This window comes from Microbacterium azadirachtae (genome assembly GCF_025583665.1).
GTDB classification, from domain to species: Bacteria; Actinomycetota; Actinomycetes; order Actinomycetales; family Microbacteriaceae; genus Microbacterium; species Microbacterium azadirachtae.
In genome coordinates this window covers 2,691,873-2,707,766 of the sequence record NZ_CP099706.1, presented here as the reverse complement: position 1 = coordinate 2,707,766, position 15,894 = coordinate 2,691,873, and the positions used below count along the sequence as shown (strand labels likewise).

General features: G+C 68.8%; 15 protein-coding genes, 1 tRNA gene and 2 pseudogenes. 16 read left to right on the top strand and 2 right to left on the bottom strand.

Annotation, left to right across the window (positions count from 1 at the left end):
• Positions 1-10: 10 nt before the first annotated feature.
• The 16 genes and pseudogenes from NFX31_RS12855 to NFX31_RS12785 all read left to right on the top strand — a co-directional run bounded on the left by NFX31_RS12855 (position 11) and on the right by NFX31_RS12785 (position 14,759).
• On the top strand, positions 11-1,873 hold the full coding sequence (locus NFX31_RS12855) for a tape measure protein (protein WP_262955898.1): 1,863 nt from the start codon (positions 11-13) through the stop codon (positions 1,871-1,873).
• Positions 1,873-2,691, top strand: a complete 819-nt coding sequence (locus tag NFX31_RS12850; protein ID WP_262955897.1) for a WhiB family transcriptional regulator — start codon at positions 1,873-1,875, stop codon at positions 2,689-2,691. Before NFX31_RS12855 ends, NFX31_RS12850 begins: the two co-directional genes overlap by 1 nt.
• A gap of 223 nt (positions 2,692-2,914) precedes the next feature.
• The gene (locus NFX31_RS12845; protein ID WP_262955896.1) at positions 2,915-3,088 is read left to right on the top strand and encodes a hypothetical protein; all 174 of its coding nucleotides are present in this window, start codon (positions 2,915-2,917) and stop codon (positions 3,086-3,088) included.
• Complete coding sequence (locus NFX31_RS12840) at positions 3,085-3,345, top strand: DUF4314 domain-containing protein (protein ID WP_262955895.1); 261 nt, start codon at positions 3,085-3,087, stop codon at positions 3,343-3,345. The genes NFX31_RS12845 and NFX31_RS12840 overlap by 4 nt, the downstream gene beginning before the upstream one ends.
• Positions 3,346-3,501: 156 nt before the next feature.
• Positions 3,502-3,774 carry a hypothetical protein gene (locus NFX31_RS12835; protein ID WP_262955894.1) on the top strand — a complete coding sequence of 91 codons (273 nt, stop codon included), beginning with the start codon at positions 3,502-3,504 and terminating at the stop codon, positions 3,772-3,774.
• Positions 3,771-4,817: pseudogene (locus tag NFX31_RS17470) on the top strand (recombinase family protein); the annotation flags it as partial. The gene NFX31_RS12835 and the pseudogene NFX31_RS17470, both read left to right, overlap by 4 nt.
• 623 nt (positions 4,818-5,440) lie before the next feature.
• Positions 5,441-5,545, top strand: a pseudogene (locus tag NFX31_RS17465) (DUF4244 domain-containing protein); the annotation flags it as partial.
• A complete protein-coding gene (locus tag NFX31_RS12825) occupies positions 5,542-5,940 on the top strand; it encodes a TadE family protein (protein ID WP_262955892.1) in 399 nt (132 codons plus the stop codon). The pseudogene NFX31_RS17465 and the gene NFX31_RS12825, both read left to right, overlap by 4 nt.
• The gene (locus NFX31_RS12820; RefSeq protein WP_262955891.1) at positions 5,940-6,278 is read left to right on the top strand and encodes an Rv3654c family TadE-like protein; all 339 of its coding nucleotides are present in this window, start codon (positions 5,940-5,942) and stop codon (positions 6,276-6,278) included. Before NFX31_RS12825 ends, NFX31_RS12820 begins: the two co-directional genes overlap by 1 nt.
• 227 nt (positions 6,279-6,505) lie before the next feature.
• The gene (gene topA, locus NFX31_RS12815; protein WP_045250685.1) at positions 6,506-9,364 is read left to right on the top strand and encodes a type I DNA topoisomerase; all 2,859 of its coding nucleotides are present in this window, start codon (positions 6,506-6,508) and stop codon (positions 9,362-9,364) included.
• Positions 9,361-9,984 carry a dTMP kinase gene (gene tmk / locus NFX31_RS12810; RefSeq protein WP_091479332.1) on the top strand — a complete coding sequence of 208 codons (624 nt, stop codon included), beginning with the start codon at positions 9,361-9,363 and terminating at the stop codon, positions 9,982-9,984. Before topA ends, tmk begins: the two co-directional genes overlap by 4 nt.
• 109 nt (positions 9,985-10,093) lie before the next feature.
• The gene (locus NFX31_RS12805) at positions 10,094-11,251 is read left to right on the top strand and encodes a DNA polymerase III subunit delta' (protein WP_045250683.1); all 1,158 of its coding nucleotides are present in this window, start codon (positions 10,094-10,096) and stop codon (positions 11,249-11,251) included.
• The gene (locus NFX31_RS12800) at positions 11,248-12,831 is read left to right on the top strand and encodes an alpha/beta hydrolase (RefSeq protein WP_082072311.1); all 1,584 of its coding nucleotides are present in this window, start codon (positions 11,248-11,250) and stop codon (positions 12,829-12,831) included. The genes NFX31_RS12805 and NFX31_RS12800 overlap by 4 nt, the downstream gene beginning before the upstream one ends.
• 124 nt (positions 12,832-12,955) lie before the next feature.
• Positions 12,956-13,031 (top strand) — tRNA-Thr (locus NFX31_RS12795).
• Positions 13,032-13,311: 280 nt separating this feature from the next.
• Complete coding sequence (locus tag NFX31_RS12790) at positions 13,312-14,070, top strand: TerC family protein (protein ID WP_045250682.1); 759 nt, start codon at positions 13,312-13,314, stop codon at positions 14,068-14,070.
• Positions 14,067-14,759: a potassium channel family protein gene (locus NFX31_RS12785; RefSeq protein WP_262955890.1), complete on the top strand. Its 693-nt coding sequence runs from the start codon at positions 14,067-14,069 to the stop codon at positions 14,757-14,759. Before NFX31_RS12790 ends, NFX31_RS12785 begins: the two co-directional genes overlap by 4 nt.
• Positions 14,760-14,987: 228 nt before the next feature.
• Here NFX31_RS12785 and NFX31_RS12780 read toward each other — a convergent pair whose 3' ends face one another.
• Together NFX31_RS12780 and NFX31_RS12775 are read right to left on the bottom strand one after the other, a co-directional pair.
• Positions 14,988-15,317, bottom strand: coding sequence for a DUF7882 family protein (locus NFX31_RS12780; protein WP_262955889.1), 330 nt, complete (start codon positions 15,315-15,317; stop codon positions 14,988-14,990).
• A gap of 69 nt (positions 15,318-15,386) precedes the next feature.
• A complete protein-coding gene (locus tag NFX31_RS12775; protein WP_052674311.1) occupies positions 15,387-15,686 on the bottom strand; it encodes a DUF7882 family protein in 300 nt (99 codons plus the stop codon).
• Between the last annotated feature and the right edge of the window lie 208 nt (positions 15,687-15,894).

Below are 15,894 nucleotides of genomic sequence, written 5' to 3'. Positions count from 1 at the left end.
AGGAGAACCGATGGCACTCGATCTGGGCACTCTCGTTGCCAAGGTTCGCGTCGATGACGACGACTTCGACAAGAAGACCAGCGGCTGGAGCACCCGCGGCGCAGCGGTGGCTTCCGCTTTCGGAAACGTCGCCGCCGACGCCATCAGCCAGGCCGCAGGGATGCTCCAGGGCTGGGTGTCCGAGGCGGTCGAAGCGTCCGACGCCACCGACAAGTTCAAGCAGTCGCTTTCGTTCGCTGGCATCGACAACTCGACCATCGACAAGCTCACCAAGTCGACCAAGACCTACGCCGACGAGACCATCTACTCGCTCACCGACGTGATGGGGATCACGTCGCAGCTCGCCGCCAACGGCGTCAAGGACTACGACACCCTCGCGATGAGCCTGGGTAACCTCAACGCCGCGTCGAGCGGCAACGCGGAGACCTACTCGCGGCTCGGGTCCGTCCTCACGCAGACCGCCGGGGCCGGGAAGCTGACCACGGAGAACTGGAACCAGCTGTCCGAGGCGATCCCCGGCGCGTCGGGGCTCCTCATGGACGCGCTGCTCCAGGCCGGTGCCTACACGGGCAACTTCCGCGAAGCGATGGAGAAGGGCGAGATCTCGGCTGACGAGTTCAACGCCGCGATCACGCAGCTGGGCCAGAATCAGGGCGCGGTCGACGCCGCGAAGAACACCGAGACCTTCGAGGGATCCATCGGCAGCTTCCAGGCGGGGGTGGTGTCGCTCATCACCCAGGTGCTGAACGAACTCAAGCCCGCGTTCGTCAACGTGATGGGCGTCCTGTCGGGCTTCGTCGGCTGGATCAGCGAGAACGCGTCCTGGCTCGGCCCGCTCGCCCTCGGTATTGGCATCGTCGCTACCGCAGTCGGCATCTGGTCGGCGGCGCAGTGGGTGCTCAACGCGGCCATGACCGCCAACCCCATCGGTCTGATCATCGTCGGCATCGGGCTGCTCATCGGCGCGATCATCCTGCTCGTCCAGAACTGGGACACCGTGGTCGCCTGGATCACCGAGGTGTGGTCCGGCTTCATCGGCTGGATCACCGGAGTCATCGAGGGGTTCGTGGGGTGGTGGAACGGCATCTGGGCGGCGGTCGGCCAGTGGATTTCGGACGTGTGGTCGGGCTTCACCTCGTGGGTGAAGTCGGTCTGGGAGGGATTCGTCAACTTCCTGGTCGCCGTGCTCGTGGGCTACATCAGCTTCTGGATCGGCGCGTGGAACACGATCAGCCAGGCCGTGTCCGACGTGTGGAACGCGATCGTGTCGTGGGTGTCGAGCGTGGTCTCGGGCTTCGTCGGCTGGCTGTCCTCGGTCTGGAACGGTTTCACTTCGTTCTGGTCGGGCCTGTGGTCCGGCGTGCAGTCCACCGTCGAGAACATCTGGAACGGCATCGTGGGCTTCTTCGAAGGCATCCCGGACACGATCCTCGGGTTCTTCCAGGGCGCGGGCGAGTGGCTGATGGACGTGGGAGCCAACATCATCCAGGGCCTCATCGACGGAATCAACTCGATGGTCGGCGCGGTCGGTGACGCGATCGGCGGGGTGCTCGACTGGGCAGCGGGCTTCTTCCCGCACTCCCCGGCGAAGCGCGGCCCGCTCTCGGGTGCGGGCTGGTACGCCATCGGTCAGGCGGGCGAGGCTATCGTCGCCGCGTTCGCGGCGGGCCTGGAGGACGACGCGGCTATCCAGCGGGAGCTTGAGCAGATGCTCGCGGTTCCGTCCGGCGTCGGCTTCAACTCGGGCGGCTTCGGCTACGGCTCGGGCAACACCAAGGTCGTCAACAACACGGTGAACATGACCGAGGTCGAGGGTGAGACCTCGGAGGAGGCGCTGTTCCGCGCGCTCGGTTCGCCTCGGATTGTCCACTGATGGGCGTGTTTCCCGGGAGCGTGGCGGCACGACCCGCGCCTACCGAACGGGCGCTCGCCCTCGTGGCCTCTCCGGCGACACGAGGGGGCGCTACCCTCCTCCGGGCCGTCCCGGGTCCCACGAGTTCGCGGGAGGGCACGGGAGACCCCAGCGCGGGCCGCTCCGACACCCTCACGACGGCGGAGACCGACCGGCTGATCGCGGAAGTGCTCGCGAGGCACACACAGAGCTTCGAAGCGGTCGGCGCATTCGATGACCTCAACCACGCCCTACTGCTCGCCCGTGAGAAGGGTGACGAGGTGCCGTGCCTCGGACCTGGTGCGGAGGCGTGGACTTCCGAGGACGGCACCGACCAGGAGCTCGCCGCTGACCTCTGCCTACTCTGCCCGGTGTTCGCGATGTGCCAGAAGTACGCGGACGCCGCACAGCCGGACGCGGGAACGTGGGCAGGCGTGACGAGGGAGATCTCCGCGAAGGAACGTCGTCGCGTACAGTACGCGGAGTCGCACGAACGCCGACGAACCAGGCGCGCCGGGAGCCACCAGACGGGGAGTGAGCGCAAGCCGAAGGGGAGCACCAACGGGAAGTCGCCGCGTCCGGCTCCGATCCCTCGCCCTGCCGACACCGGGCTGGACTGCACCTGTGGGTGTGGTGGAACGACCAGGGGCGGGTGGTACCTCAGTGGCCACGACTCCCTGCACCTGGCGGGGCTCATCACGGGGGTTCGCGCTGGTCAACTGTCGTTCGACGCGGCAGTGGCCGAGGTGGCGCACTCCGACCGGCTCCAGGCGAAGCTCTCCGCACGACTCGGAGGCTAAAAGCCCTGGTCAGAACGGATAAGCAGGATTGACACGACACGTAGTCGCGTGTTTCGATGGAATCAGAAGTTCGAACAAAGGTTCGACAATCAGCCACAGGAGATACCCCATGAACGCAAAGGCCAACACCACCAGTACCGCCCACGCTTGCACCTGCGGGTGCGGACTCCCCATCACGACCAAGGCCCTCTACAAGCCGGGTCACGACGCCCGACACGTGTCGGTGCTAGTCACTGAACTCTTCAACACGATCCAGGACGGTGGCAAGGTCACCAAGCAGATGATCGCATCCAGCGCGAAGGCCCTGCCGTCCGCCCCGCTCCAGGCGAAGTTCCACCGCGCCGCCGAGCGCATGGTCGCGAAGGCCACCGAGCCCAAGACCGAGGAGGCCGCGTGACCGAGGACTGGGCCAACCTGCCCGAGAACCTGAACCCGTCCGATCCCGGTGCTCAAATCGCGCTGGTCTCCACGATGGACCCGTACACCCGGCTGGAGCCGAACTCGACCGGCGAGGTGCTGTTCGTGGACGACGCCGGGACCGTGCACGTCGCCTGGGACGACGGCTCGACCCTCGGGCTGATCCCCGGCGTAGACCGCTGGCGGCGCATGCACCCGCGCTGGCTCCCGACCCCGATGAGGGAGGAAGTGAAGTGACCATGACAGCAACCCAGACCAAGCGATGCACGGCTTGCGGGCGGGCGCTCCCGCTCGACGCCTTCGGCAAGATCCGCAAGGACCGGCCCTGGCTCCGGTCGAAGTGCAACGCATGCGAGAGCGCACGCATCAGCAACTACCGGAAGGAGGCCCGCCGTGGCTGACTACGACAACACCGTGACCGCCGACGAGTGGTTGGTCGGACAGCTCGCGCTCACCGCGCGTAAGCTCCCCGCCGACGCCACCGACGCCGAGGTCGTCATCGAGACCATCGACACCCTCCGGACGCTCCGTGAACACGTCGAGGCGGCGGCGCTCCGTGACGGCTTCGACCTCGACTCCCCGGTGGGCGTGGACCGTGCCGCTCGGGTTCTCCGTGAGGCCGCGCCGGACCTCGCCCGCACCCAGTTCCGGGTGGTCACACCATGAGCGCCGCAAAGACCATGCGCGCCGCGACGTATCGTCGCGTATCAACTGAGGGACAGAAGGACAACACCTCACTGCCCGAACAGCGACGGAAGACCCGCGAGGAGGCAGAGCGGCGCGGCTGGGAGGTCGTGGCCGAATACGCCGACGAGGGCATCACGGGCACCGACGCTAACCGCCCCGCCTGGCGTGAAATGCTCCGGGACGCCGAGGCGGGCAAGTTCGACGTGCTGATCGTGCTCAACACCAAGCGGTTTGCCCGCAAGTCCTGGCACGCCATCAAGGAAATGGAAAACCTGCTCGAACTTGGGGTGTCGCTGGTCTCCCTCCAGGAGTCCTTCGACCTGTCCACGCCCGCCGGTCGAGCCATGTTCGGTATGTCGGCGGTGTTCGCGAACCTCGACCGCGACTCGATCATCGAGAACACCGTGGAGGGCCAGCGGTCCCTGGCTCGGGTCGGTCAGCTTCCCGGCGGCGAACCGCCCTACGGTTACCGGCGCGACAAGAAGAGCAAGGGCGGCGACGGTTCCGTGACGCCCGACGAGGACGAGCGTAAGGTGCTCCGGCTCGGGTACGACCTGCTGGTGAAGCGTCGTCTGAACCCTAACCAGGTGGCCACGCGGCTCAACGACGTCGGGATCAAGCCTCGGAAGGCCGAGCGGTGGAGCGCCGAGGTGGTCCGCCACATGTGGCGCAACCCGACCCACGCCACCGGCAAGGTGATGTGGGGCCTGCCGAAGACCAGCGGGGCTGGGGGTCAGCGCCGCCACAAGGCAAAGGTGGACCGCCAGGGGAACCCGCTGTATGGCGAACCCATCGAGGTCGATCTGGGCAACCCGGTGTTCACGGCGAACGAGCACCGCGCGATCCTGCGAGCGCTGGAGCGCCGGACCATCGGAGGCCCAATCAACCCTGCCGTGTCGCGAATGCTCACTGGCCGAATCTTCACCTCCGAGGGACACCAGATGTACGGCGTGAACCTGCCGCGAGAGGCGTGGGAGGGTGCCTACCGGTGCTCGACCCGTCGCCAGTCCGCCGGGGACAACCGGTGTTCGTGCCCGCAACTGCGCGCCCGGCCAATCGAGGACACCGTGTGGCGTGAGGTCGCTCACCTGCTGTCCGACCCCGCACGGCTGGAAGCGGCGGCTCGGGCCTACCTCGCCCTGCCCGAAGAGGGCTCCGACACCGAAGCGGACCAGCAGGCGCTCGCCGGAGTCCGCGCGGAGGTCGAGCGGTTCGAGCGCGGGCTCGCGAAGGCCGAGCGCGGGGTGCTCCTGGCCGACACTGCCGAGGACGAGCGCCGCCAGCAAGCGATGGTGGCCGAACTCAAGCGGGAACTGACCGCCGCGCGTGAGCGGCTCGCCGGTTACGAGGCGCTGGTGTCGTCGGCTGAGGCCCGGGGCCAGGCGCTCCAGGACGTGGCGGCGCTCGCGGAGCGGGCGCGTGGTCGGCTCCACACGATGACTGACGCGGAGCGCGCCGAAGTCGTTCGAATCCTCCAGGTGTCCGTCGTGGTGTCCGGGCCGGTCGCCCAGGGCGAACCCGAGTCGATGGCGATCAGCGGTGTCGTGGACCCGCGCCTGTGGGCGTCGGGCTCGGGTACCAGCGGGACGCCCGCAAGGACGACCCCCACCTACCGGGACGCTCAGTCAGCACCGGGTGTCGCCCCATGGCCGCCGTCGCGTTCGCCGGGCTCCTCGTGGTCATCATGCGCAGCGACGAGGTGCGCGGGATCCTCACCGACCTCGTGCGCCGCGCGCTGACGGTCGCATGACGCCCCGAGATCCGCTCCACCGTCCACCCGCACGCGCCGGCGACGTGCCGCCGCCCGAGGGACAGGGGCGGGAGCGCGGCTCGGCGACCGCCGAGCTGGCCATCGCGCTTCCGGTCGTCGTGCTGACCCTGATGCTCGGAGTGGGCGCGGTCGGCGCAGGCATGCGCTCGGTCGCGCTGCAGGACGCGGTGGCCGACGCCTCGCGCATCCTCGGACGCGGCGACGACGCCGGGGGAGCGGAGGCGGCCGTGGCGCGGGCGGACCCGACCGCGGAGTTCGCTGTGGGGCGATCCAGCGGCCTGGTGTGCGTGACGGCGTCGACCGACGCTCGCGTGCTGGGGTCGATCGGGATCCCCGTCCGCGTCACGGGGTGCGCCCTGGACGGAGGACGCTGATGGCCGGCTCCGTGCTCGCGATCGGGGGGATCGCCGTGACCGCCGTGCTCGGGCTCGGTGCTGCGATGGTGGGCGGAGCCGGCGCGACGTCGCAGCGGGCGGCGGCCGCCGCCGATGCGGCGGCGCTCGCCGCGGCCGACGCCGTCTCGGGTGCCGTGGCCGTCGATGCGGACCCCTGCGCTCTGGCCACCCGGGTGGCCGCCGCACACGGCGCGCACCTGCAGGACTGCCGCATCGAGGGCCTCGTCGCCGTGGTCCACGTCATCGCCGGATACGCGGGATTCCCCGGCTCGGCAGGATCCCGTGCCGGACCGCCCGCCGCCGTCGCCGGGAGGTGACGGACGGCGGACCCGTGCCGGATCGGGCGGGCTCCCGGCGGGCGTCTTGTGGTCGGTGAGGCCCCGGAGGCGGCGTACGCTGGGTTCCCGGCCGTCGCCGGATCCTTTGCGGGAGAACCCGAAACTCCTGCGGACGACGGCTCATCGTGCTGAGTACCCTCCTCCGGCGCGGTGTGTATGGTGTGCTTCGACCCCCGTCGAAGCTCAGGACCGAAAGGACGCACCCCGTGGCGCAAGGCAAGAAGCTTGTCATCGTCGAGTCCCCGACGAAGATGAGGTCCATCCAGGGCTATCTCGGCGACGGCTTCGAAGTGCTCAGCTCGGTGGGGCACATCCGCGACCTCGCCGACAAGAAGGACATCCCCGCCGCCGACAAGCAGGCGTACGGGAAGTATTCCATCGACGTCGACCACGACTTCGACCCCTACTACGTCGTCTCGGACCGCAAGACCAAGACGGTGGCCGAGCTCAAGCGGGCTCTGAAGAACGCCGACGAGCTCCTGCTCGCCACCGATGAGGACCGCGAAGGCGAGGCCATCGCGTGGCACCTCCTGGAGACGCTGAAGCCCAAGGTTCCCTACCGCCGCATGGTGTTCCACGAGATCACCAAGGACGCGATCCAGGCCGCCGTCGAGAACACCCGTGAGCTCGACCTCGCCCTCGTCGACGCACAGGAGACCCGCCGGATCCTGGACCGCCTGTACGGCTGGGACGTGTCGCCCGTGCTCTGGTACAAGGTGAAGTCCGGACTCTCCGCAGGCCGGGTGCAGTCGGCGGCCACCCGGATGATCGTGGACCGTGAGCGCGAGCGCATGGCGTTCGTGTCCGCCGAGTACTGGGACGTCGACGCGCAGGCGTCGGCCTCGGGCACTCCCTTCACCGTGCGTCTGGTGCGGCTCGACGGCGGCGCGATCGCCCGCGGCACCGACTTCGACGACAACGGCGCGCTGAAGAAGGCCGTCGTCGTTCTCGACGAGACGGCGGCCGCCGCGCTCGCCGCCGCGGTCGACGCGGTCGGATCCGGCACCGTGACCAAGGTCGAGGCGAAACCCGGAACCCGCAGCCCGTATGCGCCGTTCACCACCTCGACGCTGCAGCAAGAGGCAGGACGCAAGCTCTCGATGAGCGCCAAGCAGGCGATGAGCGTCGCCCAGCGGCTCTACGAGAAGGGCTACATCACCTATATGCGCACGGACTCGACCGCGCTCAGCACCCAGGCGGTGCAGGCGGCCCGGTCGCAGGCGGTCGCTCTCTACGGCGACGCGGCCGTGCCGCTCAAGCCCCGCGTCTACAAGTCCAAGAGCAAGAACGCGCAGGAGGCGCACGAGGCGATCCGCCCCTCGGGCGAGCAGTTCCGCACGCCGGCCTCGGTGTCCTCGCAGCTCGACCGCGAGGAGCAGCGGCTCTACGACCTCATCTGGAAGCGCACCGTCGCAAGCCAGATGTCCGACGCGAAGTACGAGACCACCACCGTCACGATCGCCGTGGACACGTCGACGGCGCCCGGTGCAAGCGCGGGCAAGGTCGCGGAGTTCACCGCTTCGGGCACCGTCTACACCTTCAAGGGCTTCCTCGAGGCGTACGAAGAGGGCAGGGACGAGCGGCGCAACGCCGCCGACGCCGCCGAGAACCAGTCGCTCCCCGCCGTCGCCGTGGGCGATGTGCTCGGCGTGTCCGAGGCCGACGCGAAGCCGCACCGCACGACGCCCAAGCCGCGATACACCGAGGCCTCCCTGGTCAAGGCGCTCGAGGAGCACGGCATCGGCCGCCCCTCGACGTTCGCGAGCATCATCGGCACGGTGATCGACCGCGGGTACGCGACCAAGCGCGGGCAGGCCCTCGTCCCGACGTGGATGGCGTTCAGCGTGGTGCGGCTGCTCGAGCAGCACTTCGCCGACCTCATCGACTACGACTTCACGGCCGCGCTCGAGGACGACCTCGACGCGATCGCCCGGGGAGAGCAGAAGCGCATCGAGTGGCTGCACTCCTTCTACTTCGGATCCGACTCGCAGGTGGGTCTGCGCCAGGTCGTCGACAACCTCGGCGAGATCGACGCGCGGGCGCTGAACGCGACGCGGATCACCGATAACGCCACGCTGCGGTTCGGCAAGTACGGCCCCTACCTCGAGGTGGCGGATCCGGCGAACCCCGACGCGAAGCCCCGCATCGTCAACGTGCCGGAGGATCTGGCTCCCGACGAGCTGACCGCGGAGAAGGCGCAGGAGCTCATCGACGCCCCCGTCGCCGGCGACCGCGTGCTCGGCGAGAACCCGGCCAACGGCAAGATCCTCGTCGTCAAGGACGGCCGCTTCGGCCCGTACATCCAGGAGAACGACCCGGTCTCCGAAGACGATCAGGTCGACGAGAGCACCGGCGAGGTCGTCGAGGCGCCCAAGCCCAAGCGCGGCGCGAAGAAGGAGGCGGCGCCCAAGCCGCGCACCGCCTCGCTGTTCCGCTCCATGTCCGTCGACACGATCGATCTCGACACGGCGCTCAAGCTGCTCGAGCTCCCGCGCGTGGTCGGTGTGGATCCGGCGACCGACGAGGAGATCACGGCTCAGAACGGACGATTCGGGCCCTACCTGAAGAAGGGCGCGGACTCGCGCTCGCTGGAGAGCGAGCAGCAGATCTTCGACATCACCCTCGAGCAGGCCCTCGAGATCTACGCGCAGCCGAAGTACGGCGCCCGCCGTGCGTCCAGCGCGCTCGCCGAGTTCGACGCCGACCCCACCAGCGGCAAGCCGATCCGGATCCGTGACGGCCGCTTCGGCGCGTACGTCACCGACGGCGAGACGAACGTGACCATCCCGCGCGGCCAGCAGGTGCAGGACATCACGTTCGAGATCGCGGTGCAGATGCTCGCGGACAAGCGCGCCAAGGGCCCCGCACCGAAGCGCGGCGCGCGCACCGCTGCGAAGAAGTCGGCTCCGGCGAAGAAGGCACCGGCCAAGGCGGCGGCCAAGAAGGCCCCCGCCAAGACGGCGGCGAAGAGCGACGCGGACAAGGCGGCGGCCCGCTCCGCCGCGGCGAAGAAGGCGGCTGCGACGCGCGCCGCCAACGCCGCGAAGAAGCAGGCAGGCGCGTGAGCGCCCGCGGCCTCTGGATCACCCTCGAAGGCGGCGACGGCTCGGGCAAGACCACCCAGGCGGCGCTTCTGGAGAAATGGCTGCGCGCGCAGGGCCGCGAGGTGCTGCGCACGCGCGAACCCGGCGGATCCGAGGTCGGCGTGCTCATCCGCGACATCGTGCTGCACCACCGCGGCGACATCGCACCGCGGGCGGAGGCGCTGCTGTACGCCGCCGACCGCGCCCACCATGTCGCCACCGTCGTGCGCCCTGCGCTGGAGCGCGGCGCGGTCGTCGTCCAGGACCGCTATCTCGACTCGTCCGTCGCCTATCAGGGGGCGGGTCGCGTCCTGGACGCGGACCAGGTGCGCGAGCTGTCGCTGTGGGCGGCCGAGGGCGCACTGCCGGATCTGACGGTGCTGCTCGACCTGGATCCCGCGGACGCGCGCCGCCGGCTGGACTCCGCGGACAAGCCGTTCGACCGGCTCGAAGCGGAGCGCGAGGAGTTCCACCGGCGGGTGCGGGAGGCCTACCTCGGCCTCGCAGCCGCGGAGCCCGGGCGCTTCCTCGTCGTCGACGCCGCGCAGGATCCGGAGCGGATCGCGGAAGCGGTGCGCGCACGCATCGCCGCGATGCTCTGACCTCGACCCGTCGGTGCGGCCCGCGGTGCGGGTGATCGCCGAGGAGGTGAGAGCCCGGATCGACGTGGCCGCGCTGTCCTTGTCGCTGCTCCCGGTTAGGCTTGAGCGCATGCCCGCCACCGCTCTCGCGCCGTTCCCGTGGACCGACGTGTGGGGGCAGGACGCCGCCGTCGAGACGCTGCGCACCGCGGTCGAGAATCCCGCGGCGATGTCGCACGCCTGGCTGATCACCGGTCCTCCCGGATCCGGCAGGTCGACGCTGGCGACGGCGTTCGCGGCGTCGCTGATCGCCTCCGGCCCCGACGACGAGCAGACCATGCATCAGGTGCTCGCCGGCACTCATCCCGACGTGACGGTGCTGCGCACCGAGAAGGTGATCATCTCGATCGCCGAGGCCAGGGCCCTCGTCGAGCGCTCCTACTTCGGCCCCTCCAGCGGTCGCTACCGCGTGATCGTCGTCGAGGACGCCGATCGGATGACCGAGCGCACCTCGAACGTGCTGCTGAAGGCGCTCGAGGAGCCGCCGGAGCAGACGGTCTGGATCCTGTGCGCCCCGAGCGAGGCCGATCTGCTGCCGACGATCCGCTCCCGGGTGCGGTCGCTGCGGCTGCGCGAACCCGATGTCGCGTCGGTCGCGGAGCTCATCGTGCGCCGCACCGGTGCCGATCCCGCGGTCGCCGAGCAGGCGGCGCGGCACGCGCAGCGCCACATCGGCATGGCGCAGCGGCTCGCGACCGACGAGGCCGCGCGTTCGCGCCGGGAGCAGACCCTGCGCGCCGTGCTCGCCGCTCGCGGGGTCAGCGATGCCGTCGAGGTGGCGGGACAGATCGTGCTGGCCGCCACCGACGATGCGAAGGCCCTCACGGCCGAGCGCGACGAGGCCGAGCGGCGCTCCCTGCTGCACACCGTGGGCATCGCGGAAGGGCAGGCTGTGCCCCCGGCCGTGCGCTCGCAGATCAACGCGCTCGAGGAGGAGCAGAAGCAGCGGGCCAAGCGCAGCGTGCGCGACGGCCTCGACCGCGTGCTCACCGATCTGCAGTCGCTGTTCCGCGATGTGGTCATGCTGCAGTTCGGTCGTGACGACGGCCTCATCAACCGTGAGCTCGCCGCGGAGCTCGCGGCGATCGCGGCCGCCTGGGAGCCTGCGCGCACCCTCGTCGTGCTCGACCACCTCGCCGAGACCCGGGAGTCGCTGGAGCGCAACGTCGCCCCCGCGCTCGCCCTCGAGAGCTTGCTCGTGACCGTCACGAGCGGGAGGAGACCATGAACACGCCTGCCCCCTCGCCGCTGCGTCGCCACCATGCCGGGGCGCGTCTGCGTCGCCTGGGTGCCGTGACGGCGGGCCTCGTGGTCGCCGCGCTGGCGCTCAGCGGCTGTCTGTACTCGATGATCCCCGCCGGATCCTCGTCGGCGGGTCCGACGGCGACGCCCGACACCTCCGGGATCGCCGCCGACCTGCAGCCGTTCTACGGACAGAAGCTCACCTGGTCGGGCTGCGGCGGCGGCATGGACTGCACGACCGTGAAGGCGCCGCTCGACTGGGAGAACCCGGGCGCCGGCTCGCTCGATCTCGCGGTCGTGCGCCACCGCGCCACCGGCACGTCCAAGGGCTCGCTGCTGACCAACCCCGGCGGACCGGGGGCGAGCGGCCTCCAGCTGATCAAGTCGAGCCTGAGCTTCGCGGTGAGCCCCACCCTCGTCAAGAACTACGACGTCATCGGCTTCGACCCGCGCGGCGTCGGATCCTCGACGGCCGTGAAGTGCCTCGACGCGACCCAGATGGACGACTACCTGTACTCGATCCGTCCGGGTGCGCGCGGCAGCGACGAATGGACCGCCGCCCAGAAGTCGGCCAACAAGGACTTCGCCGACGCGTGCGCGAAGAACAGCAAGGGGATCCTGCCGTACATCACGACCGTGAACTCGGCGCGCGACATGGATCTGCTGCGCGGGGTTCTGGGCGACAAGAAGCTGAACTACCTCGGCTACTCGTACGGCACCTTCCTCGGCGCGACCTACGCGCAGCTCTATCCCGATCGTGTGGGCCACCTCGTGCTCGACGGCGCGCTCGACCCCGCCGTCTCGAACCTCGACGTCAGCACGACGCAGGCGATCGGGTTCGAGTCCGCGCTGCGGGCCTATATGGCCTCCTGCCTCAAAGACAAGAAGTGCCCCTTCCAGGGCACCGTGGACGAGGCGATGGGCGACCTCGGCGCGCTGCTCGCGAGCGTCGATCGATCGCCGCAGAAGAACGCCGACGGGCGCATGCTGGGCGCGGACACGCTGATGACGTCGATCGTCTCCGCCCTGTACTCGCAGGACAGCTGGTCGTACCTGACCCAGTCGCTCACCGCCGTGCTCAAGGGCGATCCCTCCGTCGCCTTCCAGCTCGCGGACTTCTACAACAGCCGCGAGAACGGCAAGTACACCGACAACTCCACGGAGGCGTTCCGCGCCTACAACTGCATGGACTACCCGCTCGAGAACGATCCCGCGGCCAAGGCGGCGTCCGACGCGAAGATCAAGGCGGAGGCTCCCACGATCGCGCCCTACTGGGACGGTCCCGATCCCTGCGAGCAGTGGCCGTTCCCGCCGACCGGCACCCGGGGCGAGATCACCGCAGCGGGATCCGGCCCGATCCTCGTGATCGGCACCACCAACGATCCCGCCACGCCGTACGCATGGGCCGAGTCGCTCGCGAAGCAGCTCGAGGGCGGGGTGCTGATCACGCGCGTCGGCGAGGGCCACACCGGCTACAACAAGGGCAACAGCTGCGTGGACGACGCCGTGGACGCCTACTTCGTCGACGGGACCGTGCCGGCCAAGGCGGGCATCCGCTGCGAATAGGCGCGGGCTGCGGCACGGACGACGGGCCGTGCCGCGCCCGGGGTGCGCGTGGTTCGCAGCACCCTCGCGGACAGGGTAAGATCGTTGATCGTGCGGTTCACCGCATGCGCACCTCCGGGTGTGCGCCGCCCTAGCTCAGTCGGCAGAGCATTTCACTCGTAATGAAAAGGTCAAGGGTTCGATTCCCTTGGGCGGCTCCATCGGAACCCTCGGTTTCCCGCAGAATCAAGCGGAAAACCGGGGGTTTCACCGTTAGAGGAAAGGTAGCAACCGCAAACACACTCCTGCAGTCACATGTGTGCACGTATGTGTGCACCCTGAGTGAAGGGAGCGGTTGCGATGCCGAAGAAGCGGAATCACGGCGACGGAGGGCTGTACGAGCTCATTCGCGGGGCCTCTGGCGTGGCGTGGTCGTTCGCCCCCGGTCTCTTTGGATGGCGGGGGCGAGTTTGCTTTGTTGAGCTCGTCTAGCATGAACGCGTGGAATTCGCTCTCCCGTTCACCCCCGATATCGTCGCGGTGTTCCTGTCACTCTTCGTGCTCGAGGTCGTTCTCGGCGTCGACAACGTGATCTTCATCTCGATCCTGGCCTCCAAGCTCCCCCAGGAGCAGCAGGCGAGGGCGCGCAGCCTTGGCCTCACGCTGGCGATGGTCATCCGCGTCGTGCTCGTGTTTTTCGCGGGATGGATCATCACGCTGAAGGAAGACGTCGTCGTGCTGTTCGGGATGGGATTCTCCGTCAAGGACTTCATCCTGATCGCCGGTGGCCTCTTCCTCGTCTACAAGGCCGTCACTGAGATCCACCACAAGCTCGAAGGAGCGGATGAGGAGCACGATGTGTCGATGAAGCGGATCACGTTCCGCTCCGTGCTCGTGCAGATCCTCGCTCTCGACATCGTCTTCTCCCTCGACTCGGTCATCACCGCGGTCGGCATGACCGAGAACGTCATCGTCATCGTCACGGTGGTGGTGCTCTCGTTCCTGGTCATGCTGTTCGCATCCCGGTTCGTCTTCACGTTCGTCAACCGGCATCCGACCGTGAAGATGCTCGCGCTGTCCTTCCTCCTGCTCATCGGTGTCTTCCTCATCGCCGAAGGATTCGGAGCGCACATCGACAAGGCCCTGATCTACGCGCCCATGGCCTTCGCGATCCTCGTGGAAGCGCTGAACCTGATCGCCTCCTCCCGCAAGGCGAAGCGCGAAAACCTACGCACGCGGGAGGAGGCGTCCGTGCGATGAAGCGCTTGACGACGGCTCTTCGGCACGCCGGATATTGGCTGGTCTTCGCCCTGATCGCCCTCTCCTATGTGCTCTGCGCCGCGCAGGAGGGGGCGGACCCCAGCGCCATCGCCTTCCTCGCGCAGCTCGTAACGCTCGTCGTGGTGCTCTGGGTCGCCGATGCGGAGCTTGGGCTGCAGCGCGCAAGCTGGGTACTCCTCGCTGTGGCCGTCCTCGCCGTCATCGCCGTCGAGATCGCCGGAACGCGCGGGCGCGTGGTCGACCTCGTGCTGGCGATCGCGTCGGCGTTCGCTTGCGTGCTCGCCGCCTCCGCGATCATTGCTCACCGCATGCGGCTGAGGCGCCCCGGCGTGCAGAACCTGATCGCCGCCGTCTCGGCCTACGTCCTCGTGGGGATGCTCTTCACCTTCGTCTACAACCTGGCGGCCCAGCTCTCACCGGCCGCTGTCCTCGACGGCCCTCACGGTGACTCCTTCCGCGGGCAACTGTTCTTCTCCTTCACCACCCTCACCACCGTGGGGTACGGGAACGTGGTCCCCGTCGGCCCCGTCCTCGAGAGCGTCGCGATCACTGAGGCGATCACCGGCCAACTGTTCCTGATCGTCACGATCGCCAGCATGATCTCCGCACGAGGAAACGCGTCCATCCCAGAACACGCCTCCAGCGTCGCCTCTGGCACCGACCTTTGACGGGCCGCAACGCGATTTACGTTGTAGCGGTGCATGAGCGCGGCCATGCGAGTAGCGTCCACCCCTGGCGAGCGGTAGCCCTCGGAGGCTGCCGCTGGAGGTACCAGAGAGGTCGTCGCCCAGCCATGGGGACCAAGCGGCGACATCTCATCTCCGGAGACCAGCAAGATGGAGTGGGGTAGGCTTCGCGGCGGGTGACGTTTGGTGGCGGCCCAGGACGACGGCAGCCTACGGCGCGGTCGAGGTGCCGCGGGATCCGCGGATATGGTCTTCGGGGATGAGGATGCCTCCGGAGGTGTTCGCGGATTCCGCATACGCCTGGATCCGTGCCGGGTCAAGCTCAGGCGGGTCGGGCTCGTTGAACTCGAAGCGCAGCGGAATCGAGGGGTGCAGCCAGATCGTGGATCGGCCGACGGGTTCGCCGTCGTCGTGTTTCCAGGAGAGGGTGAAGCTCTCGTTGCGGCGGAGCTTCGTTGCGACGACGACCTTGAGGTGGGCGAGGGCGGTGTCGTCGATCTCGACGGGGTGCTCGGCGCTCCCGTAGTAGAGGATTCCCATACGCCCGACAGTAGACCGCCGTGCCGTGCCTGCGAGCGGGCTTGTGGTGGCCGCCCTCGTGTGCACTGGTCAGCGTGGCGTGGAATGCTCGGGGATCGTAAACCCTGCGGGGTCGGCGAGCCGGACGGCCAGTTTCGCGACGGTGCGGGGATCCAGGGAATGCGGTTCGGGCCCATCGAAGCTGAATCGCATCGGCGTGGAAGGCAGCAGCTGGACGCGGTCGGCGCCGTCCAGTCGGTCCGGGTGCACCCAGAGCAGAACGCTGTCGTCGCTCGTAAGCGTGGCGACGATGGCGACCATGAGGTGAGCGAGCGTCACATCCTCGATCTCGACGCGGCGATCCTCGAGCCCGTACGTGAGAGTACCCATTGCGTGAGGCTAGGCGTCGCCGCCGATCAGCGATAGGGGGTTGCGGTCGGAAGGCGGCAGTGGCCGCCTTCCGACCGCAACCGGCAGGACCCGGGTATTCACGGCCCGACCGGCGCGGACACCTCGCGCTGGTCCGGTAGGGTCTATCGGCGCAGGACTGGGGAGAGCTGCGTGCTGGAGGTACAGCAGGGAGGTCATCGTTCCGGAC

Coding starts and splice junctions, on each gene's coding strand:
- NFX31_RS12855 (WP_262955898.1), top strand. CDS start 11: ATGGCACTCGATCTGGGCACTCTCGTTGCCAAGGTTCGCGTCGATGAC.
- NFX31_RS12850 (WP_262955897.1), top strand. CDS start 1,873: ATGGGCGTGTTTCCCGGGAGCGTGGCGGCACGACCCGCGCCTACCGAA.
- NFX31_RS12825 (WP_262955892.1), top strand. CDS start 5,542: ATGACGCCCCGAGATCCGCTCCACCGTCCACCCGCACGCGCCGGCGAC.
- NFX31_RS12820 (WP_262955891.1), top strand. CDS start 5,940: ATGGCCGGCTCCGTGCTCGCGATCGGGGGGATCGCCGTGACCGCCGTG.
- NFX31_RS12805 (WP_045250683.1), top strand. CDS start 10,094: ATGCCCGCCACCGCTCTCGCGCCGTTCCCGTGGACCGACGTGTGGGGG.
- NFX31_RS12800 (WP_082072311.1), top strand. CDS start 11,248: ATGAACACGCCTGCCCCCTCGCCGCTGCGTCGCCACCATGCCGGGGCG.
- NFX31_RS12785 (WP_262955890.1), top strand. CDS start 14,067: ATGAAGCGCTTGACGACGGCTCTTCGGCACGCCGGATATTGGCTGGTC.
- NFX31_RS12780 (WP_262955889.1), bottom strand. CDS start 15,317: ATGGGAATCCTCTACTACGGGAGCGCCGAGCACCCCGTCGAGATCGAC.
- NFX31_RS12775 (WP_052674311.1), bottom strand. CDS start 15,686: ATGGGTACTCTCACGTACGGGCTCGAGGATCGCCGCGTCGAGATCGAG.